The following is a 20,890-nucleotide window of genomic DNA, read 5'->3' as shown; positions in this document are numbered from 1 at the left end:
GGCAGCGGACTGCCGCATTACCGTCTCACGATCGTAAACGCGCCGTATCCCTTGATCTCGATCTTATCGCCGGCATACAGCTTGCGGCCGCGCCGGTTGTCCGGCTCCCCGTTGATGACGACCTCGTGCTCCTGTAAAAAGAATTTCGCGGCTCCGCCCGTGTCGATGCATTCCGACAGCTTCAAAAACTGGCCGAGCGCGATGTATTCCGTCGAAATGCCAATCTCTTTCATCATCGTTCCTCCTTGGTCAGCCCGTCGTCCGATAAGGCAGGATGAGGTGCAGGCTGTGCGGATGGTCCGTCGGCTTGATGATAATCGGGCTCATGGCGCCGGTAAAGCCGATGAATAAATATTCGCTGTCGATGACTTTCAGCGAATCGAGCATGTATTTGGAGTTGAAGGCGATGCGCAGCTGCTCGCCGGTCATTTCTTTCGCTTCGACCTGCTCCGTGACGCGGCCGAGCTCCGTGGAGCTGGACGAAATCTCGATCGTGCCGTCTTCCTGGGTGACGAGACGGACGATGTTCGTCTTCTCTTCCCGCGACATCAGATATGCGCGGTCGATCGCGTCGGTCAATTTTTTTGTCGGCAGGACGAGTTCTGTTTTGAAATGCTGCGGAATAATTTTAGAAGTGTCCGGGTACGTGCCGTCCAGAATTCGGGAATAGAACAGCACATGACCGACTTTGAACAGCACTTGATTGTCGGCGACGACGATATCCACATGTGTATGATCGTCCGGAACGATTTTGGACAGCTCGTTCAGCGTTTTGCCGGAGATGACGACGTTGGAGAACCGGTAGCCTTCCGGCGCCTCGACCGATGCGGTCCGGCTGGCCAGGCGGTGCCGATCCGTAGCGACGAATTTGAGCTGGCCTTCCGCCAGATTCCAGAGCGTGCCCGTCAAAATCGGCGTCTGTTCGCTCGTCGACGCGGCGAAAACGGTTTGGCGAATCATCGATTTCAGCAGGTCCCCCGGCACCGCGAGGGATTCGCTTTGCTCGACCGTCGGCAAAATCGGAAATTCCTCTGGATCCAAACCGACCATCTGGATATCCGTCGAACCGGAGCGAATCATCGTTTGGAACTGGTCCTTTACTTCGATTTCTAGCTCGTCCGACGGCAGTTTTTTGACGATTTCGACGAAAAACTTCGCGGGCAGCACGACGCTTCCCGGTTTTTCGATTTTGGCGATGACGAATTCGCCGTTTTCGACGGGAATGAAGCTTTGGATCGAAATGTCCGTGTCGCTGGCGGTCAAGGTGACGCCTTGGTGGTTAACGTCGATTTTGATGCCGCCCAGAATCGGAATGGCGGGACGCGACGACGAAGCTTTCGACACTTGTTGAATGGCGTCGTTCAGTTGATCTCTGCGGATCGTTAATTTCATGAAAAGTCACTCCTAAAGGAACGGGATTCGCGGCAGCGGAATGCGCGGCGTTTCACCTTTATTTGATGATGTTCTTTTAATAATAAGTAGTAGAAGTCGTAGTAGGGGCGCTGAATATGTGGATAAGTGCCGACAACACGGATAAAGCAAGCCTATCCACATGTGTACAGCGTGTGCATAGGCTTGCCGGTGAAATGTTGAAGACGTGCATAACGTTGAAGCCCGTTATGAACATGCGCTTCCGATATCAGGTTCAGGTATGGTTCTTGATTTTCTCCGTCAACGTTTGAATGATTTTGAACAGCTCCGAATCGGCCTTCAGCTGCTGCGTGATCTTCTCGTGGGCATGGATGACGGTCGTATGGTCGCGTCCTCCGAACGCCTCGCCGATCTTCGGGAGCGAATAATCGGTCAGCTCGCGGGAGAGATACATGGCGATTTGCCTCGGAAAAGCGACAGCCTTCGTGCGTTTGCGCGCCTTGAACTCCTCCAGCTTCAGCCCGTACAGCTCGCCGACCTTCTGCTGAATGTCCTGCATCGTGATCATTTTCGGCCTGCTGGACGGAATGATGTCTTTGAGCGCTTCCGCGGCCAGATGCGACGAGATGTCCTCGTTGATCAGGGACGAATACGCCACGACGCGGATGAGCGCGCCCTCCAGCTCGCGGATGTTCGTGTCGATCTGGCTTGCGATGTATACCATCGCTTCGTTCGGAATGTCGAGATTCTCCGCTTTCGCCTTCTTGCGCAAAATCGCGATCCGCGTCTCCAGATCCGGCGGCTGGATATCCGTGATGAGCCCCCATTCGAAGCGGGAACGCAGCCGTTCCTCCAGGGTCGGAATTTCCTTCGGCGGACGGTCGCTGGAGATGACGATCTGCTTCCGTTCCTCGTGCAGCGCGTTAAAAGTATGGAAAAACTCCTCCTGCGTCTGCTCTTTTCCCGCCAAAAACTGAATGTCGTCGATCAGCAGCACGTCGATGTTCCGGTATTTGTTGCGGAAGCTCTCGCCCTTGTTGTCCCGGATCGCGTTAATGAATTCGTTGGTGAACTTCTCCGAAGACAGGTAAAGCACCCGGGTATTGGGGTTATGCTCTAAAATATAATGCCCGATCGCATGCATGAGATGCGTCTTGCCCAGGCCGACGCCGCCGTACAGAAAAAGCGGGTTGTACGCCTTGGCCGGCGCTTCGGCGACGGCGAGCGACGCCGCATGGGCGAACCGGTTGTTGGCGCCGATGACGAACGTATCGAACATGTACTTGGGGTTGAGCATATGCGAGAACGTCTCTTCGGGGCCGACCGGGACTTGCGGCAGCACGACGGGCTGGATCTCGGCCGGCTCGGGCGGCTTGTTCTCTTCGATGACGAATTTAATGTCGAATTGACGCCCCAGGAATTCCTGCAGCGTTGTGCGCACAAGCTTGGTATACCGGCTTTCGAGCCATTCGGCCGCGAAAGTCGTCGGCGCCGTCACGACGACAACGGAATCTCCGCTGAAAGAAGCTTTCGTCGCTTTGAACCAAGTGTCGAAGCTGGGCTTGCTTAGCTTGGTTTGTATGATAGACAGCACCTGTTGCCACATTTCGTGCGTATGGCTATCCACAAATGGGTCACTCCTTATCAAAATCGCCGCGAGGGGCGCAATCAAGCTGAAAATGTCGAATTCGGGGGCATTTCGATATAGCGTGAATCCACATGTTGAGGGATGTCAAACCATCGTTATCAATAGGGGATGAATGTTGTTCACATTGTTATCCACAGACTGTTAATAATATCGAGGGGTACTTGGAGTCATCCACACGGAAAACATATTCATCATAGCAAAATAACCCTTGATATTCAACGATTCCGGCCTTTTTATCCACAAATTCAATAGGTTGTGTACAAAACTTATCGACAACACTAGATATTGTTAATATCTTGTTACCATTTCGACATAATCCGGGAAAGTGCGATAAATTCATCCACATGTTATTAATTTCGGCGCGAACCCCTGCCGATTCTAAGCTTATCCACAGTTTGAATTTGGCAGTCGCGTCCGCGCATCCCGCAGCCGGGGGAAGGTTGACTTTTGCCCATGCGCGTGGTTTAATTGAAAAAGGCGTTTTTTACGGAGAATGCTCATCGTTCGATTTTTCTTATCGGCCCTTGCAGCATCCTCGACGAGGGAAATGAACGATCGCGAATCGTGAAGACGATCAGAAGATAGCATGCAGTCTGGATTGAGTAAGGATAGGAGGTGCAAGGATCAATGAGACCTACATTTAAACCGAATGTGAGCAAGCGTAAAAAAGTTCATGGTTTCCGTAAGCGTATGGCTTCCGCTAATGGACGCAAAGTGCTGAGCGCCCGTCGCCAAAAGGGAAGAAAAGTACTGAGCGCGTAACTTTAAGACCACTTTACGTGGTCTTTTTTTCATTTATATGGGTCATACTATAGCTATAAAGGTTCGGTGAGGATGCGACGTGCAAAGAAAGCTGCGATTGCGTAACCGCGAAGATTTCAGCCGGATATACCGCAACGGGAAATCGTTCGCCAACAGCCAGTTCGTCGTGTACTGGTCCCGGCAGCATAAAGCGGATCCGTTCCGGCTCGGCGTGTCGGCCAGCAAGAAGATCGGAAACGCCGTCGTGCGGAACCGGATGAGAAGGCTCGTGAAGGAGATCGTCCGCCAGCAAGGGGAGCGGATCGTCGAGCAGCTCGATTTCATCGTGATCGTCCGGAAGCCGGCCGTCGGTCTTAGCATGAAGGAACTCGAAAAAAGCATGCTCCACGTATTGAAGCGCGCAGGGCTATTAAAGCAGAACCGCTGAGCCTTGTAATCGCTTTACCGCCGGGGCGGGCTTGTTTCTTTGTGCCCTGATATGTGATATAGTTTAGCTGAATGATTATGCGGCGCCTACGCCTTCTACGAGGTCTGCGCTTAAGGTATGCAGAGAGGAGATTTACATGTTGTCCCGTATCTCGAAACGAACATGGTTTACGGCATTCGCGCTTATTGCCGTGATGTTTTTCCTGAGCGGCTGTTCGTCGGCCACTCACCCGGTTTCAATGGATGACCTTTCGCACGGCAACTTCTGGCAGCGCAACGTCGTCTACTACTTCTCTCTGGCTTTGGAGGAGTTCGCGAAGTGGTTCAACGGCGAGTACGGCATCGCGATCCTGTTGATGGTGGTCATCGTCCGGACGCTGATCCTTCCGCTTACGATCAAGCAGTATCGCAGCTCCAAAGCGATGCAGGCGCTGCAGCCCGAGCTCGCGAAGCTGAAAGAGAAACACAAGGACAACCCGCAGAAGCAGCAGGAAGAAACGATGAAGCTGTTTCAGCAGCATAAAGTAAATCCGCTCGCCGGCTGTTTGCCGCTGATCGTGCAGATGCCGGTTTTCATCGCGCTTTACAACTCGATTTATATGAACGAGAACATTCGTGAGCATACATTCCTCTGGCTGCAGCTTGGCGAGAAGGACCATACGTACGTGCTGCCGATCCTGGCCGCGATTACGACGTTCGTGCAATCCAAAATGATGTCGTCCCAGCAAAAAACGATGCCGGCGATGCAGGGCATCATGCTCATCTTCCCGGTATTGATTTTCGTGATGGCGATTTCGTTCCCGTCCGCGCTTCCGCTTTACTGGATTTTCAGCAACACGTACACCATTGTGCAAAATTATTTCCTTTATGTCCGCACCTCACCGAAAGATAAGGAGGGTGTCCCCGCGAAATGAAGAAAATTATAGCATCGGGCAAAACGATCGAAGATGCTGTACGAAATGGTTTAACGGAATTGCAAGTATCCGCGGAGCGCGTAAACGTCACCGTAGTGGAAAAACCGAGCAAAGGCTTGTTCGGCCTGATCGGCGTCCGCGCCGCGAAGGTGGAGCTCGCGCTGCTGCAGGACGCCGTCGAGACGGCCAAGTCCGAGTCCGCGCCGGCCGTCGCGCCGGTACCGGTGATTCCCGCGGCGGACAAGCCCGCTGCGCCGTCGGCTTCGGCAGACGCCATCCTCGAAACGGAACGATTCATTATTGAAGTGGCAAGAACGATGGGACTTGACATTACGATTGCCCGTAACGATTCGAAAGAAGGATTGGTTCTGGCGCTGTCCGGTACCGGCGATCTCGGCATGCTGATCGGCCGCCGGGGGCAGACGCTCGATGCTTTGCAATATCTGGTCAATATCGTGGCCAACCGTTACTCCAACAGCCATCTGCGGATCGTGCTCGATGCGGAAGATTTTCGCGAGCGGCGGCGCAGGACGCTCGAAGAATTGTCAGACCGCTTGGCGGGGCAGGTCATACGGACTCGAAAGGAAGTCGTGCTCGAGCCGATGGCGCCCCACGAGCGCAAGATTATTCATTCGCAGCTCCAGAATCACGGCAAGGTCAAGACGTTCAGCAAAGGCGAAGAGCCGAACCGGCGGGTCGTCATTACGCTGAGGCATGGTTAGGTTGTCGTATACCGTTCATTCCAAGCAATGGCTCTCACCGGTCATTGCTCGTTTTTTATTTGATCGAAGTTAAGAGGGACGTTGTCATGATAATGATACAAGACACGATTGCCGCCATTTCGACAGCCGTCGGAGAGGGCGGCATTGCCGTTATTCGGGTCAGCGGGCCTGACGCCGTCGACGCGTGCGCCCGGTATTTCCGCTCGAAATCGAATATTGCCGAAGCCGATTCGCATACGGTGCATTATGGCCATATCGTGGATCCGCGTTCCGGCGAAACGGTGGAGGAGATCCTGCTCACGGTCATGCGCGGGCCGCGGTCATTCACCGCGGAAGATGTCGTCGAGCTGAGCACCCACGGCGGCGTGGTAGCCGTCAAGCGCGTGCTGGAGCTGCTGCTGCGCGCCGGCGAGATACGGCTGGCGGAGCCGGGCGAGTTCACGAAGCGCGCGTTCTTGAACGGACGAATCGACCTTACGCAGGCGGAAGCCGTTATCGACTTGATCCGTTCGAAGTCGGACCGCGCTTTCTCCGTGGCGCTCAAGCAATCGGAGGGAACGCTGTCGAAGAAAGTCAAAGCCCTCCGGCATGGGCTGATCGAACTGCTGGCCCATATCGAGGTGAACATCGATTATCCGGAGCATGACGTGGAGTCGATGACCAACGCCTATATCCGGGAACGCTGCGGCGGCGCGTGCGCGGAAATCGACCGGTTGTTAAAAACGGCCGCCGAAGGCAAGATATTACGAGAAGGGATCGTCACGGCGATCGTCGGACGCCCGAACGTCGGGAAGTCGTCGCTGCTCAATGCGCTCGTCCAGGAAAACAAAGCGATCGTCACGGATATTCCGGGCACGACCCGGGACGTAATCGAAGAATATATGACGCTCGGCGGCATTCCGCTGCGGCTGCTGGATACGGCGGGTATTCGCGAGACCGCCGACGTAGTCGAGCGCATCGGCGTGGAACGATCGCGCACGGCGCTCGAGGAGGCGGATTTGATCCTGCTCGTGCTGAACGCGAGCGAACCGCTCCAGCCGGGCGACCGCGAGCTGATGGAGCAGCTGAGCGGCCGGCCGGTCGTGGTGCTGCTGAACAAGACGGATTTGCCGGCGAAGTTGGACGCGTCGGAAGTCGAGACGCGATTTCCGGCGGATGCGGTCGTGCGGATGTCCGTGCTGAACGAGCAGGGGCTTGACGAGCTGGAAGGGGTCATCAAACGGATGTTCTTCGGCGGCGAGCTGGAATCCGCGGATTTGACCTATGTCAGCAATGTTCGGCACATCGCGCTGCTTAACCAAGCGCGCCAGTCGCTGGTCGACGCGATCGAAGCGACGGAGAGCGGCATTCCGATTGATATCGTGCAAATTGACGTGCGAACGGCTTGGGAGCAATTAGGCGAAATGATAGGAGACTCGGTAGCCGAGTCGCTCATCGACCAAATTTTCTCGCAGTTCTGTTTAGGTAAATAATTAATTGGTGTCCGAGAGGCAAGGAGGGGTAGAGAAATGGGTTATCAAGCGGGAAATTTCGACGTTATCGTCGTCGGTGCGGGCCATGCGGGCTGCGAAGCGGCGCTGGCGTCCGCGCGGATGGGCGCGGAGACGCTGCTGCTGACGATTAATCTGGATATGGTGGCGTTCATGCCGTGCAATCCGTCGATCGGCGGACCGGCGAAAGGCCATGTGGTGCGGGAGATCGATGCGCTCGGCGGCGAAATGGGCCGAAACATCGACAAGACATTCATTCAAATGCGGATGCTGAATACGGGGAAGGGGCCGGCGGTTCACGCGCTGCGGGCGCAAGCCGATAAATTCTTGTACCAGCATTTCATGAAGAAGACGATCGAGGAGACCGAGCATCTGACGCTGCGGCAGGGGATGGCGGAGGATTTGATTATTGAGGACGGCGCATGCGTCGGCATCGTGACGAAGACCGGCGCGGAATACCGCGCGAAGGCGGTCGTCGTCACGACGGGAACGTATCTGCGCGGCAAAGTGATCATGGGCGAGCTCATGTACGAGAGCGGCCCGAACAATCAGCAGCCATCGATCAAGCTGTCGGAGAGCCTGCGCAATCTGGGTCTGCAGCTCGTACGGTTCAAGACCGGCACCCCGCCGCGGGTGCATGGGGATACGATCGACTTCTCGAAGACCGAGATTCAGCCGGGCGACGAGAAGCCGAAGTTCTTCTCGTACGAGACGGAATACTCCGATAACGAACAGCTGCCGTGCTGGCTGACCTATACGTCCGAAGAGACGCACCGGATCATCAGCGACAATCTGCACCGGGCGCCGATGTTCTCGGGCGCGATCGAAGGGACGGGACCTAAGTATTGCCCGTCCATCGAGGATAAGATCGTTCGTTTCGCGGATAAGCCGAAGCATCAGATCTTCTTGGAGCCGGAAGGCAAAAACACGTCCGAATATTACGTCCAAGGGCTGTCCACGAGCATGCCGGAGGACGTACAGCTGCGAATTCTCCGTTCTATTCCAGGTCTGGAAAATGTTGAAATGATGCGCACCGGCTATGCGATCGAATACGACGCGGTCGTGCCGACGCAGCTGTGGCCGACGCTGGAGACGAAGGTCGTTCCGGGCCTCTTCACGGCCGGGCAGATCAACGGCACGTCCGGCTACGAAGAAGCGGCCGGACAGGGGATTATGGCCGGCATTAATGCCGGGCGCAAAGTACTGGGGAAGACGCCGGTCATCATCGACCGTTCGCAAGGCTATATCGGCGTCATGATCGACGACCTGGTCACGAAGGGAACGACGGAGCCTTACCGGCTGTTGACCTCGCGTGCCGAATATCGCTTGCTGCTGCGCCATGACAACGCGGATCTGCGGCTGACGCCGACCGGATACGAGATCGGCTTGATCTCGGAAGAGCGGTATGCCAAATTCACATCCAAGAAAGCTATGGTGGAGCAGGAGATCGATCGTTTGAAAACGGTGAAGGTGCGTCCGGATGAGGACGTTCTGCAGCTGTTGGAGGAAATCGGCACGGCACCGATTCAGCAATCGACGGACGCGCTGTCGCTGCTTCGCCGCCCGGAGTTCATGTACGAGCATGTCGAACGGTTGTCGCAGTCACCGGAGGCGCTGACGGAGGATATGAAGGAGCAAGTGGAAATTCAAATCAAGTACGCCGGCTATATCGAGAAACAGCAGATTCAGGTGGAGCGGCTGGCGAAGATGGAAAAGAAGCGGATTCCGGATGATATCGACTATAGCGTCGTGACGAACCTGTCCAAGGAAGCGAAAGCGAATCTGTCTACGATTCGGCCGCTCTCGATCGGCCAAGCTTCCCGGATCGGCGGGGTGACGCCTGCGGATATCTCCATCCTGCTCGTCTACTTGGAACACTATAATAAGGTCATCGCAGCACGGGGGTAATCATGAAACCGACCGAGTCTTGGTTTGCGGAGCTGCTGAAGGAGCGGGGGGTGGCGTTATCGCCGCTCCAGCTACAGCAGTTTCATACGTACTTTGAACTGCTCGTCGAGTGGAACGAAAAAATGAATTTGACGGGTATCACGGAAAGGGAAGCGGTTTATGAGAAGCATTTCTTTGACTCCGTAACCCTTTCTTTCTTTATGCGGATGGATGAGTTTGCTTCGATCGCGGATATCGGATCCGGGGCGGGATTTCCCAGCCTGCCGCTTAAAATCTGCTTTCCGCATCTGAAAGTGACGATCGTCGATTCGCTGAACAAACGGATTCAGTTTCTTCGTCATGTCGTCGAGACGCTCGAACTGGAGAACGTGAGCTGCGTTCATGGAAGAGCGGAGGATATCGGGCGGATGTCGGAGCATCGCGACGCGTATGACATGGTAACGGCGCGTGCGGTTGCGCGGTTAAGCGGACTCAATGAATTGTGCTTGCCCTTCGCCAAGAAGGGCGGAACGTTTGCGGCAATGAAAGGCTCAGATCCCGCGGAAGAGACGCAAGAAGCCAAACGAAGCTTGCGCGAATTAAAGAGCGAGTATGTGGAAACCCATCATCTTAAGCTTCCGTTCGAGCAGGCCGATCGTCACATCATCATCATCCGCAAGCTTGCGGAAACGCCATCCAAATATCCTCGAAAAGCGGGCTTACCGTTGAAGCAGCCGATCCTCTAACTGAAACGGAAAATGTTTCACGTGGAACAAATTTGTCACCGGATATTTGTTCAGTTTATCGCGCTGTCAAGCAGGAAATCATCTTTCAGCCGACGAATGATATAGAAACGACAAACTCGGCATTTTGAAATCGGGTGGTATGTTGACGCTATGAAAGAACAATTCTCACGTTTATTCGGTTTGGGCGATCAGAAGACTACAAACCAAGATGAAGTGAAGCAGATTCCGGTCGTTGAAGTAGATACGAGTCCGTATCAGCCGCGAACCGTGTTTGACGATGACCGGATTGACGAGCTCAGCCAAACGATTCGGACGCATGGCATCATCCAGCCGATCGTCGTGCGGGTACGCAACGGCAGATACGAAATCATCGCAGGCGAACGCCGTTTCCGCGCCGTAAAGAAGCTAGGGCTCGAAACGATACCAGCCATTATTCGAGAATTCAACGATTCCCAAGCAGCCTCCATCGCGTTGATCGAGAACCTTCAGCGGGAAGGTCTTACTTCCATTGAAGAAGCCGTGGCTTATCAGAAGCTGATCGAACTACATAACTTGACGCAGGAGAGTCTGGCTCAGCGGCTTGGTAAAAGCCAATCGACCATCGCGAATAAGATCCGGCTGCTCAGTCTCGGCGACACTGTCAAGGGCGCCTTGATGGAACGGAAGATAACGGAACGACATGCCAGGGCGCTGCTGTCGCTCGACTCGGAAGAGTTGCAACTGAAAGTGCTAGACGATATTATTACTAAAGAGCTTAACGTGAAACAGACGGAGGCCAGGGTCGCCTTTTATAAGGAAGCGGTTCAGACGGCTGCCAAAAAAGCAAAACGGGTTTCATTCACGAAGGATGTCCGGCTTGCGTTAAATACCATTCGCCAATCGATCGATATGGTTTCGGGGTCTGGCTTACAGATCAAAACAAACGAGCAGGACTACGAGGACCATTACGAAATCGTCATTAAAATTCCAAAACGTTAATATGCTTCGCCGACGGCCGTCCGGAATACAGGGACGGCATCGTCATTTTTATCTATTGGAATTACAACCTGACTTTCTAGCGGAGATTGGTAGAATAGAGACACGTTTCATTCGGCTTCAATAAGTTTTCAGCATAGAGGTGAACGGTTTGTCTAAAACGATCGCAATAACGAACCAGAAGGGCGGTGTCGGAAAAACGACGACGTCCGTCAACCTGGGCGCATGTCTGGCTTCGTTGGGCAAGAAAGTACTGCTGGTCGATATCGATCCGCAAGGGAATACGACGAGCGGGATCGGAATCAACAAAGCAGACGTCGCGCATTGCATATACGATGTGCTTATTAACGATGTGCATCCGAACGATGCTACCTGTTCGACCAATATCGACGGCTTGAACATCATCCCCGCGACCATTCAATTGGCAGGAGCGGAGATCGAGCTTGTGCCGACGATTTCCCGCGAGCAGCGGCTTAAGAAGTCGCTTGCCATGGTAAAGAATCAGTATGATTATATTCTGATCGATTGCCCGCCTTCGCTTGGCATTCTGACCATCAATTCGTTGACGGCTTCGGATTCCGTCATCATTCCGATTCAATGCGAATATTACGCGCTGGAAGGCTTGAGCCAGCTCTTAAATACAGTTCGTCTCGTGCAGAAGCATCTGAATACGTCCCTTCAGATTGAAGGCGTATTGCTGACGATGTTCGATGCGCGGACAAATCTTGGTATTCAAGTCATTGAAGAAGTGAAAAAGTATTTTCAGCAAAAGGTGTACCAAACCATCATCCCGCGTAATGTACGCTTAAGCGAAGCACCATCGCACGGGCAGTCCATTATTACGTACGATCCTCGATCCAAGGGAGCGGAGGTTTATCTTGAACTCGCGAAGGAAGTGATCATGTATGAGCAAGCGGCTAGGTAGAGGGCTGGATGCGCTTATTCCATCGCTTTCCGTCAGCGAAGAAGATAAGGTCATCGAAGTTTCGCTTGCGCAACTGAGACCGAATCCGTATCAGCCCCGCAAAACGTTTGACGACGAAGCGATCAAGGAATTAGCCGAGTCCATCAAACAGCATGGCGTCATTCAGCCGATCATCGTTCGTACGGTGTTGAAGGGGTATGAGATCATTGCGGGCGAGCGGCGTTTCCGTGCTTCGCAGCTGTGCGGCAACACGACGATTCCGGCCGTTGTCCGGAACTTCTCTGATCTGCAAGTAATGGAAATCGCGCTCATCGAGAACCTGCAGCGCGAGGATTTGAACGCGATCGAGCTTTCGCAGGCGTATCAGGCACTGATGGATAAATTCAATCTGACGCAGGAAGAATTATCGATGAAGGTTGGTAAGTCCAGATCGCATATCGCCAACTTTCTGAGACTGCTGACATTGCCTGAACAGATCAAGGAAAATGTTTCACGTGGAACATTGTCCATGGGTCATGCGAGAGCAATCGTGGGCGTGAAGGAAGATGCGCGGAAGAAAGAATTGGCAGAGCTGACGATCGCCAACGAATGGAGCGTCCGGCAGCTGGAGGAAGCAATTAAGAATCTGGATCAGCCAGATCCGCCGAAAGCGAAAGAGGCGGTATCCAATAAGAAGAGAGATCCGTACATTAACGAGGTGGAAGAGTCGCTTCGGGAACGGTTCAAGACGACGGTCCGAATCAAGCAGGCAAAGGACAAGGGCCGAATCGAACTGATGTACTATAACAAACAGGATCTGGAACGGCTGCTCGAACTGCTTCAACAGCTGTCATAAATTCAATAATTACCCATAGATAGCATACTTGATTGGCGTGTTTTGATGCAGGGCCGCCAATCCGGTATGCTATTGTTAACATTGAGCGAGGGGAGGCGGGACAGTGGAGGAACAGAAGAAGAACATGCCGTACGTATATTTGGACCATGCCGCCACATCATGGCCGAAGCCTCCTGCTGTGATTGAAGCCGTGAAGGAAGCTATGGAACGGGACAGCGCCAATCCGGGGCGGGGCAGTCATGCCATGGCGGTCCGCGCAAGCCGGGTCCTGTTCGATGCCCGCAAGGCGCTTGCCAAGCTATTCGCGGTGAAGAATCCAAACGATATCGCGTTCGCGCTGAACACGACGATGGCGCTCAACACGGCAATCAAGGGGTTTTTGAAACCAGGCGATCACGTCATCGCCACCGCCGTGGAACATAACTCCGTCCGGAGACCGCTCGAATATTTGAAGAAGCTGGGCATTATCGAAGTGACCTATGTGGAGTCAAACGCTGAAGGACTGTTGGATGCCAAAGAGGTGGAGCACGCTTTTCGGCCGAATACGCGTCTTGCCGTCGTGAACCACAGCTCCAATTTGCTCGGTTCGATCATGCCGGTGGGCGACATTGGGACGATCACCCGGAGGCGAGGCGCGAGGCTGCTCGTCGATGCGGCGCAGACGGCCGGTCTGCTGGAGATCGACGTCGAAGCGATGGGGATCGATATGCTGGCGTTTCCAGGGCATAAAGGACTGTTGGGACCGCAGGGTACCGGCGGGCTGTACATTCATCCGGAGCTCGACTTGGAGCCCATGATGCATGGAGGGACGGGTAGTCAGTCGGAGTCGATCGAACAACCGGCGGTGCGTCCGGACCGCTACGAAGCCGGCACCCAGAACACGGCCGGCATCGCCGGGCTGCGGGCAGGGGTACGCCATGTACTGCATGAGACCGTCCAAAACATCCATACTAAAGAAATGACGCTCGCGCAACAAATGATGGAAGGACTGCTTGCCGTCGGCGGCGTGCGCGTACTCGGACCGGGGCTTGGCAAGCCGAGAACGGGTATCGTGTCATTCGTTCTGGAGGGAGCGGATCCTTCGGAAATCGGGTTTATTTTGGACCAGCATTACAATATCGCCGTGCGGACGGGGTTTCATTGCACGCCGCTGGCGCATGGGACGGCAGGAACGTTGGATACGGGAGCGATACGCGCGAGCGTGGGGTGCTTTACGACGTCGGAAGAAGTGGAAGCCTTCGTTGAGGCCGTGAACGAAATAGGCCGACATTACAGCTAAAGAGCACCGAATGGGGAGAGAAACGAAACATGGATCAATGGATTGAACGGCCGTTCGACTGGGCGATGGCCGGAATGCTTGCCGGACTGATCGTAATCGTATTGCTGCTGCTTATCCGAAATTTCGTGCTGGGCAGTAAGTTGAAGAAGCTGAGGAAGAGCTACACGCAGTTCATGAACGGGTCGAGCGTCGAGAATTTGGAATCCGTCATCATTGATTTGAAACAGCAGCTGGACGATCAGGAAGAGCAGCAGCGAAGCTTGAAGCAGTCGGTCGATGGCCTGATGGAAGCCGTGCGAAAAAAACGGGGCAATATCGGCATTCATCGCTACAATGCATTCGCGGAACGCGGCAGTGACTTCAGCTTCTCCGTCGCGTTCGTTAATGACGACAAGGACGGCATGGTCCTGAGCGGACTCCATGGCCGAGAAAATACGTTCGTGTACGCGAAGCCGGTCAAAGAGGGACAGTCCGCTTATGCGCTGACCCCCGAAGAGCTCGAAGCGATCAATCTGGCGTTGCGGCAGGATAAGTAGCGGTACGGGTACACTTCATGATGGACGAAAATAAGCTATGAGCGATGATGTCCGCCATGCGCATGACGAGGTGCAGGCGGGTGTTCTGCAGGACGAAATATTCCATGAAACCGCCAACGTTGACGATGCCGGTGATATGAATGTCGCCGACGGGGGGAAGATCTTTGTTGACGCCCGCGCCGGGTCGAACCGGACCCGTGCCGACTTGGATGCAGCCGACGCTCGCGGCTTGGCCGAGACAAGCGTCGATGCCGACGATGAACGGCTTGCGCACGCGCTTGTTGATCTCGATCAACGTGTCATCCAGATTCATGGCGTGAACCGGCTCTTCCAAAGTGCCGTACAGGTCGAAGAACGGACTTCTGTACTTGCCTAGGGAGGTGCCGACAAGCGGGCCGAGCGAATCGCCCGTGGAACGGTCGGTGCCCACGCACACGACGACGATGCGGCGATCGGGGGACACGGTGTCCAAGAGATAGGTCATGCGATTGATGAGAAGACCGGTAATGTTGGGTTCCGTGTAGAGCACCTTCAGCGGCGTTTCTTTCATTCCTGGCAGTTTCATAGATTCCCCTCCCGCAAAACTCTATGAATAATCGGCGAAATGCAGCGGCGTTCGTGATCGATTTGATAGAACTGCCGGGCTCACGCTTGGTTACTAGTATATGGAAGGGACAACCATTTTATACTTGCCCGCGGGCAGAAAAGTTCAATAACGATCCGGTAAGGAGGCGAGCGGGGTGCTGATCGCGTTCGACTCGACCCAGCAGGCACTGCGGGCCGAGATGCTATTAGAATATGCCGACATTGAAATAGACATATGCCCCACGCCGAAGCAAATTACGGCCGGCTGCGCGCTATCGATTCGATTTCCGGAAGCGGATTTACTAGTGGTCCAGGACGTCATCGAGCAGGAAAAGGTGGAGATCCGAGGCATTTACAAGCAGGTGGAGGATCGATACGAAGCGGTCGCCATGTAAGGACGGCCTCGTCACGCGGGGAATAGATACAGAGGAGGAGCGGATGGAGATGGAGAGGAAACAGTTTGAGCTTGGCGATATCGTGCAGATGAAGAAACAGCACCCGTGCGGCACGAACGAAATGGAAATCATCCGCATGGGAATGGACATCCGCATCAAATGCACGGGCTGCAAGCACAGCGTACTTATTCCGCGCGCGAAGTTCGAAAAGAACCTTAAAAAGGTGCTTCGTTCCGCGGCGGAACGGCAGCAGGACGAGGGACAAAATAATTTGACGGCCGAGTGAAAAAAGGCTTGCAATCGGACAAGCCGCGTGTTAAGATAATCCTTGCTGACTGACAAGACACATGGAGAGGTACCCAAGAGGCCCAAGGGGGCTGACTCGAAATCAGCTAGGCGTGTCACAGCGTGCGTGGGTTCGAATCCCACCCTCTCCGCCATTAGCCCTTACAAAGACGAAGCGATCCGATCCGGATCGCTTTTTTTGATGTTTCGGCGAAGGTGGCCCGTTTTCCCTTCGTGAGGTCCAGTAAGAAAGAGCTCGATGAGCAGTAGGATGGCTGCCACTTTTGAAACAATGAAGGGAGGGTGCCGTCACGTATACCCTATGCCGTTTGATAAGGAATGGTCGTTCGCGTTCTGCCTGATGAAAGGATGAGCAGAAGGTGAATGTAGAAGCGTTCTAAGGCGTATGAAAGGCGTCGGCCGATCGTTGGAGTAAGAAGAGCCCGGAACAGATTCGGGGGAGCTGTGGGCCTCTGTGGGCCTCAGGATGGAGCTCGTTAGATGGTGGTTGGAAGGAAGTACGTCCCAACGAGGGAGAGGCACGAAAACGCCACGTAGAGAATGATGAGGGATCGTTGAACGGTGAAGGCGAAGGTAAGGGTAAACCCTATACCTGAGATCCGAGTACGGCAGCGAGCCAGGCTAGATAAATACGTTTTGAGCAGACAAACAGTCGATGAATAAGCCAATGGCCAGTACAGCCAGACATAGTCGAACGGTTGTGTGGGGTTCCATCGGGTGAAGCCGCCGTTATGAAGCGCGCGAACCGCGTCACTTGCGAGTTCCTCCGGAGAACAGGAAAAAAGGGCTCTTGCGAGCCCTTTTCCCGACGGTGCGTTCGTTTTGTAGAAATAACAGTCATCACAAAGCTTTCGTCGAAACCTCGGTTCACCGGTATACGGTGCTGTGTGTTACAGACAAGTGTCTTTGGCACGACCCTCCGCTTCTATGCTGAGTGGACAGAATCTCCTTGAGGCACAAGCACATTGACGTTCAATGGAACCACACCTCTCACTTGTTCACCGTCATGAATTATAATGCTCCGGAACCGAGGGCTTTATGCACCCCGATTTTCGAATTTCTTTAACGATGGTTCATTCGCTTCCACTTGCGGTCTTTATTGGACGTCATCGGAAACCGATCGCCCTTCTTCAGATGCACCTTCTGCGGGTCGTTCACGCCCATATGGAACGAAGCCTCGCCGATCTCGATGTACGTGCCGTCGTTCGGCGCGTGATCGCCCGGCCGGAATTCCGTCCATTCGCCCATTGTCCTGCACCTCCAGCTGATGGCTTCTATAGAGGGGGAAGAAAACCCCGAACCTTAGCTTGCTTCGATCGGATGCGGGACATGAACGGAAGAATGCGGGAGGACATGCAATCATTCCGCACTTGTCAAGCGGATACCAAATTTGATATAGTATTCAGGTATGCGAGAAAGAATAATTCTAGCTCGCTCCTTGCTCCCTTAAGGGGGCCGCATAGTCCAAGAGGAGGTGAATCAAATGCGCAACTACGAAGTGATGTACATCATTCGTCCGGATGTGGAACAGGAAGCGGTTCAAGCGCTGACGGAAAAGTTCCAAGCAATCATCACGAACGGCGGAGAGATCACGAAGCATGACGTGATCGGCAAGCGCCGTCTTGCGTACGAGATCAACAAAATTCGTGACGGCATTTACGTGCTGGTTAATTTCACCGCAACGGCTGAAGTTGTGAATGAACTTGACCGCGTCATGAAAATCACGGATGAAGTTATCCGTGTCCTGATCACGAAAGATGTAGCTTAGTCTCATCGAACGCAAGCGATGTTTTGATTGGAGGCGATAAACGATGTTGAACCGCGTTATTCTCATCGGCAGATTAACAAGGGATCCCGAAATGCGCTATACGCCGGCAGGCGTTGCGGTAACGCAATTTACGCTTGCGGTGGATCGCCCGTTTTCGAGCGGCGGACAAGGCGGCGAACGCGAACGTGAAGCGGATTTCATTCCGATCGTCACGTGGCGCCAGCTGGCCGAGACGTGCGCCAACTACTTGCGCAAAGGACGTTTGGCTGCGGTCGAAGGCCGCATGCAGGTTCGGAACTACGAGAACAACGAAGGCAAGCGCGTCTACGTGACGGAAGTCATTGCCGACAACGTGCGTTTCTTGGAATCCCCGAATCGCGACAACGGTCCGCGCGAGGAAGGCGGCTATAACGGCGGAAGCGGAGGCGGCGGCAACTATGGCGGAGGTCAAGGCGGCTACGGCGGCGGAGGCCAAGGTCAAGGGGGCGGCGGCGGTTCGCAAGGCGGCGGACGTTCGGGAGGCACTCGGAACAACAACGGCCGTGATCCGTTCTCGGATGACGGGCGCCCGATCGATATATCGGAAGATGATTTGCCATTCTAAACGAAAGGACGGATGAACATGAGCTTTAAGCAAAGAGACGGTGGCGACGAGCGTCCAGAACGCAAATTCGGCGGCCGCAAAGGCCGTAACAAGCGCCGTAAAGTATGTTTCTTCACCGCTAACAAAATTACACACATCGACTATAAAGATACGGATCTGCTCCGTAAATTTATCAGCGAGCGCGGCAAAATCCTGCCTCGCCGTGTAACGGGAACAAGCGCGAAGTACCAACGCCTGCTGACGATCGCGATCAAGCGTTCGCGTCAAGTAGCGCTGTTGCCATACACGACGGAATAGATCGTACGACCAAGAAGGCAGCCGAGATGGCTGCCTTTTTTGCGTTTGCGGATAGGAAATGCGGGATCCGGGAAGGATGCGCACAATAAAAGCGAAGAAATCCGTACCGAGAAACAACGCCGATTTCAAGACCGGTCAAGACCGATCAAGAGCGATCTAACCGCACCTAGGACCCCGTGGGGACACGCAGCATGCAGCGCGGGAAGAACGCTGCTCCCGGTTAGAGCTTGGATGCTTGTTCCTCGGCGAAGTCGCCGATGATCGGCAGCTTGAACCATCTGCCCTGCAGCGCGAGGAGCATTAAGGCAATCCATAAAACAAATGACAGCGGAGTCAGCAATAGGCCGAGAAACCAGCCGATAAACGGAATGAAGCCGAGCACAATATTAAGGACGAACAACCCCGCGAACAGCACCACGGACTGCATGGCGTGAAATTTCACGTACGTGCTCCGTTTCTCGATCGCGAGAAAGAGCAGACCCGTCACGAAAACGCCCAGGTAACAGAGCAGCCCGACAACCTTCGAATCGATGCCGGTCGACGACCGGTCCGGCACAAAATGCGGTGCTTGCATCCTTCAGCCACCCCTTCCTCTTGTAGGTATTTATTCGCCCGAAGGAAGAACTATGCGCCGTCCGCGATATTTTGTCCGCCCAAGCGGAGCCAGCTTTTCCAGCAGCTTGCCGTTAACGAACCGTAACCTTCGCGGACGCCGGATCGTTTACGATAAGGATGGACTCATCATGACTCGCTATAGACAGGAGCCTGTGTATCATCATGACCAAACCGAGAAGAAATCGTGGCTATAGATGGGCGGCCGCCGTGTTCGCCGTCCTCGCGCTCGGAGGCGCGCTGGCCTATTATAACCGCACCGCATTGGCGCTGTGGGGGTTCGATACCTTCCTGTCCGGCAAAGTGAAGGATAAGCTGGAGAACTCTTACAAGCCGCTCGAGGGCCGCATGCCGGTACCGACGACGTACGAGAAGGAGGAGCCGTTCTCGCTGCTGCTGCTCGGCATCGACCAGCGGAACAAGGAGATCGGGCGCTCCGATACGATGATCTATGCGGTCGTCCGGCCGAAGGACGAGGCGATCCTCATGCTCTCGATCCCGCGCGACACGTATGTCGACATCGTCGGCAAGACGACCAAATCCGGCAGGCGGTGGCAGGACAAAATCACGCACGCTTATGCGTTCGGCGGGGCGAAGATGTCGGTGGAAACGGTCGAGAAGTTCTTTGGCGCTCGGGTCGATCATTATGCTACAATAAACTTCAAGGGCTTTCGCGACGTCATCGACGCGATGGGCGGCATTTCGCTTCCCATCACGAAGGACCTCGTGAACGACGACCCCGATCACGAGAAATTCGTCGTTAAGGCGGGCAAGCCCGTCTACAACGGCACGGAGGCGCTGAACTACGTGCGCTACCGGGAAGACGCCGGGGGCGACACCAGCCGCGCGCAGCGCCATCAGGTGTTTTTGAACGCGATCATGAACAAGGCGTCCAAAGTCGGGCAATGGACGAAAATCCCGCACTTGATGGACATTATGGGCGACAACTTCAGCACGGACCTGACGCCCGAGCACATGATCGATCTTGCGAAGAGCATGCTGAAGGACACCGATCGCACGATTTACGGCCATACGCTGAAAGGAGAGGGGCGTCGCAAGGTCGCGGGAGGCGCATGGTACTATTTTGCGGACGAAGCGGACTTGGCGAAGACGCAGGCGCTCATCGAAGCTTGGCTGGATCCGGCCAACCCGAAGGCGCAGCTGCCGCTTCCGGAGGAATATCGGCACAACGATCCCAACGCGGCGAAAGCGAAGCCGCTTTCGGCCAAGCCGGCGAAGGGGACCGCGAAGAATTAACAGCAGGCGAATTGCCCCTGCTCTTTCTGCAAGCAAGCGGAAGAAGAAGAAGGAAGGTGGGCAACACACGCATGAATATCGCATTTTTTCTATTACCGAAGCAAGAAGTGGTCTGGCTGACGATGGACGCGACGCTTCGGCAGACGCTCGAGAAGATGGAGCATCACCGCTACACGGCCGTGCCGATCCTCGACAACGACGGCGGCTACGCCGGAACGCTGACCGAGGGCGACCTGCTCTGGCACATGAAGAACAACCCGCAGCTCACCTTCGAACAGACGAACAAAGTGAAGCTGTCGGACGTGCAGATGCGGCTGAGCAACAAGGCGGTCCAAATCGACGCCAACATGGAAGATCTCTTATCCTTGGCGAAGGTGCAGAACTTCGTGCCGGTCATCGACGACATGAACCGGTTCATCGGCATCGTACGCCGCAGCGATATAATCGATTACTGCGAAGCACTCATCGTGAATGCGAATAATTCCAAGAAAGAAATGGCCGCCGGCTAACGCGCGGGCCAATCGGACGCCGCCCTCCAACGAGGGCGGCG

General features: G+C 54.7%; 25 protein-coding genes and 1 tRNA gene. 20 read left to right on the top strand and 6 right to left on the bottom strand.

The annotated features are described in order from the left end of the window. Positions 1–17 precede the first annotated feature (17 nt). From yaaA to dnaA, 3 genes are all read right to left on the bottom strand, one after another. Complete coding sequence (gene yaaA, locus BMZ79_RS32815; protein WP_090649301.1) at positions 18–233, bottom strand: S4 domain-containing protein YaaA; 216 nt, start codon at positions 231–233, stop codon at positions 18–20. A 16-nt stretch (positions 234–249) separates the two neighbouring features. Next, positions 250–1,392 (bottom strand): DNA polymerase III subunit beta, encoded by a 1,143-nt coding sequence (gene dnaN / locus BMZ79_RS32810; protein ID WP_090649298.1) that lies wholly within the window; start codon positions 1,390–1,392, stop codon positions 250–252. A gap of 253 nt (positions 1,393–1,645) precedes the next feature. Next, complete coding sequence (gene dnaA, locus BMZ79_RS32805; protein WP_177222463.1) at positions 1,646–2,977, bottom strand: chromosomal replication initiator protein DnaA; 1,332 nt, start codon at positions 2,975–2,977, stop codon at positions 1,646–1,648. Between the two features lie 669 nt (positions 2,978–3,646). Here dnaA and rpmH point away from each other — a divergent pair. From rpmH to BMZ79_RS32745, 12 genes are all read left to right on the top strand, one after another. After that, positions 3,647–3,781, top strand: a complete 135-nt coding sequence (gene rpmH / locus BMZ79_RS32800; protein WP_090649292.1) for a 50S ribosomal protein L34 — start codon at positions 3,647–3,649, stop codon at positions 3,779–3,781. 79 nt (positions 3,782–3,860) lie between these two features. Next, the gene (gene rnpA, locus BMZ79_RS32795) at positions 3,861–4,208 is read left to right on the top strand and encodes a ribonuclease P protein component (protein WP_090649289.1); all 348 of its coding nucleotides are present in this window, start codon (positions 3,861–3,863) and stop codon (positions 4,206–4,208) included. Between the two features lie 136 nt (positions 4,209–4,344). After that, positions 4,345–5,121, top strand: a complete 777-nt coding sequence (locus BMZ79_RS32790; RefSeq protein ID WP_090649286.1) for a YidC/Oxa1 family membrane protein insertase — start codon at positions 4,345–4,347, stop codon at positions 5,119–5,121. Continuing rightward, positions 5,118–5,843, top strand: a complete 726-nt coding sequence (gene jag / locus BMZ79_RS32785; protein ID WP_090649283.1) for an RNA-binding cell elongation regulator Jag/EloR — start codon at positions 5,118–5,120, stop codon at positions 5,841–5,843. The genes BMZ79_RS32790 and jag overlap by 4 nt, the downstream gene beginning before the upstream one ends. Positions 5,844–5,935: 92 nt before the next feature. Next, positions 5,936–7,315 (top strand): tRNA uridine-5-carboxymethylaminomethyl(34) synthesis GTPase MnmE, encoded by a 1,380-nt coding sequence (gene mnmE, locus BMZ79_RS32780; protein WP_090649280.1) that lies wholly within the window; start codon positions 5,936–5,938, stop codon positions 7,313–7,315. A gap of 36 nt (positions 7,316–7,351) precedes the next feature. Further along, complete coding sequence (gene mnmG, locus BMZ79_RS32775; protein WP_090649277.1) at positions 7,352–9,241, top strand: tRNA uridine-5-carboxymethylaminomethyl(34) synthesis enzyme MnmG; 1,890 nt, start codon at positions 7,352–7,354, stop codon at positions 9,239–9,241. A 2-nt stretch (positions 9,242–9,243) separates the two neighbouring features. Further along, positions 9,244–9,966, top strand: coding sequence for a 16S rRNA (guanine(527)-N(7))-methyltransferase RsmG (gene rsmG / locus BMZ79_RS32770; RefSeq protein ID WP_090649274.1), 723 nt, complete (start codon positions 9,244–9,246; stop codon positions 9,964–9,966). Between the two features lie 150 nt (positions 9,967–10,116). Continuing rightward, positions 10,117–10,944 carry a nucleoid occlusion protein gene (gene noc / locus BMZ79_RS32765; protein ID WP_090649272.1) on the top strand — a complete coding sequence of 276 codons (828 nt, stop codon included), beginning with the start codon at positions 10,117–10,119 and terminating at the stop codon, positions 10,942–10,944. A 148-nt stretch (positions 10,945–11,092) separates the two neighbouring features. Next, on the top strand, positions 11,093–11,866 hold the full coding sequence (locus tag BMZ79_RS32760) for a ParA family protein (protein WP_090649270.1): 774 nt from the start codon (positions 11,093–11,095) through the stop codon (positions 11,864–11,866). Beyond that, on the top strand, positions 11,847–12,701 hold the full coding sequence (locus tag BMZ79_RS32755; protein ID WP_090649266.1) for a ParB/RepB/Spo0J family partition protein: 855 nt from the start codon (positions 11,847–11,849) through the stop codon (positions 12,699–12,701). Before BMZ79_RS32760 ends, BMZ79_RS32755 begins: the two co-directional genes overlap by 20 nt. Before the next feature lie 124 nt (positions 12,702–12,825). After that, positions 12,826–13,980: an aminotransferase class V-fold PLP-dependent enzyme gene (locus tag BMZ79_RS32750; RefSeq protein WP_090649323.1), complete on the top strand. Its 1,155-nt coding sequence runs from the start codon at positions 12,826–12,828 to the stop codon at positions 13,978–13,980. Positions 13,981–14,009: 29 nt separating this feature from the next. Beyond that, complete coding sequence (locus BMZ79_RS32745; RefSeq protein WP_090649263.1) at positions 14,010–14,516, top strand: DUF4446 family protein; 507 nt, start codon at positions 14,010–14,012, stop codon at positions 14,514–14,516. Here the strand turns inward: BMZ79_RS32745 and yyaC are convergent. Then, on the bottom strand, positions 14,488–15,081 hold the full coding sequence (yyaC, locus tag BMZ79_RS32740) for a spore protease YyaC (protein ID WP_090649260.1): 594 nt from the start codon (positions 15,079–15,081) through the stop codon (positions 14,488–14,490). The two genes, BMZ79_RS32745 and yyaC, sit on opposite strands and share 29 nt — an antisense overlap. 175 nt (positions 15,082–15,256) lie before the next feature. On the opposite strand from yyaC, the gene BMZ79_RS32735 reads away from it, so the two are divergent. From BMZ79_RS32735 to BMZ79_RS32725, 3 genes are all read left to right on the top strand, one after another. Further along, positions 15,257–15,496 (top strand): putative Se/S carrier protein, encoded by a 240-nt coding sequence (locus BMZ79_RS32735; RefSeq protein ID WP_090649258.1) that lies wholly within the window; start codon positions 15,257–15,259, stop codon positions 15,494–15,496. A 49-nt stretch (positions 15,497–15,545) separates the two neighbouring features. Continuing rightward, complete coding sequence (locus BMZ79_RS32730; protein WP_090649256.1) at positions 15,546–15,782, top strand: DUF951 domain-containing protein; 237 nt, start codon at positions 15,546–15,548, stop codon at positions 15,780–15,782. 63 nt (positions 15,783–15,845) lie between these two features. Beyond that, positions 15,846–15,936: transfer RNA gene (locus tag BMZ79_RS32725), tRNA-Ser, on the top strand. Between the two features lie 928 nt (positions 15,937–16,864). Here the strand turns inward: BMZ79_RS32725 and BMZ79_RS32720 are convergent. Next, positions 16,865–17,050, bottom strand: a complete 186-nt coding sequence (locus tag BMZ79_RS32720; RefSeq protein ID WP_090649253.1) for a YjzC family protein — start codon at positions 17,048–17,050, stop codon at positions 16,865–16,867. Between the two features lie 235 nt (positions 17,051–17,285). Between BMZ79_RS32720 and rpsF the strand changes: the two genes are divergently transcribed. The 3 genes from rpsF to rpsR are packed head-to-tail and all read left to right on the top strand — an operon-like array spanning position 17,286 to position 18,471. Further along, the gene (gene rpsF / locus BMZ79_RS32715; RefSeq protein ID WP_090649250.1) at positions 17,286–17,570 is read left to right on the top strand and encodes a 30S ribosomal protein S6; all 285 of its coding nucleotides are present in this window, start codon (positions 17,286–17,288) and stop codon (positions 17,568–17,570) included. A 43-nt stretch (positions 17,571–17,613) separates the two neighbouring features. Beyond that, a complete protein-coding gene (locus BMZ79_RS32710) occupies positions 17,614–18,174 on the top strand; it encodes a single-stranded DNA-binding protein (protein WP_090649247.1) in 561 nt (186 codons plus the stop codon). A gap of 18 nt (positions 18,175–18,192) precedes the next feature. Continuing rightward, entirely contained in the window at positions 18,193–18,471 is a 279-nt protein-coding gene (gene rpsR, locus BMZ79_RS32705; protein WP_090649321.1) for a 30S ribosomal protein S18, read from the top strand. 220 nt (positions 18,472–18,691) lie between these two features. Here rpsR and BMZ79_RS32700 read toward each other — a convergent pair whose 3' ends face one another. Further along, the gene (locus tag BMZ79_RS32700) at positions 18,692–19,045 is read right to left on the bottom strand and encodes a DUF4870 domain-containing protein (protein WP_090649244.1); all 354 of its coding nucleotides are present in this window, start codon (positions 19,043–19,045) and stop codon (positions 18,692–18,694) included. 203 nt (positions 19,046–19,248) lie between these two features. Here BMZ79_RS32700 and BMZ79_RS32695 point away from each other — a divergent pair, with 203 nt between their 5' ends. Beyond that, positions 19,249–20,340 carry an LCP family protein gene (locus BMZ79_RS32695; protein WP_090649241.1) on the top strand — a complete coding sequence of 364 codons (1,092 nt, stop codon included), beginning with the start codon at positions 19,249–19,251 and terminating at the stop codon, positions 20,338–20,340. 71 nt (positions 20,341–20,411) lie between these two features. After that, positions 20,412–20,849: a CBS domain-containing protein gene (locus BMZ79_RS32690; protein ID WP_090649239.1), complete on the top strand. Its 438-nt coding sequence runs from the start codon at positions 20,412–20,414 to the stop codon at positions 20,847–20,849. Positions 20,850–20,890 lie beyond the last annotated feature (41 nt).

Source organism: Paenibacillus sp. UNC496MF, assembly GCF_900113915.1.
Taxonomy (GTDB): domain Bacteria; phylum Bacillota; class Bacilli; order Paenibacillales; family Paenibacillaceae; genus Paenibacillus_Z; species Paenibacillus_Z artemisiicola.
This window is presented reverse-complemented; position numbering and strand designations above follow the sequence as displayed.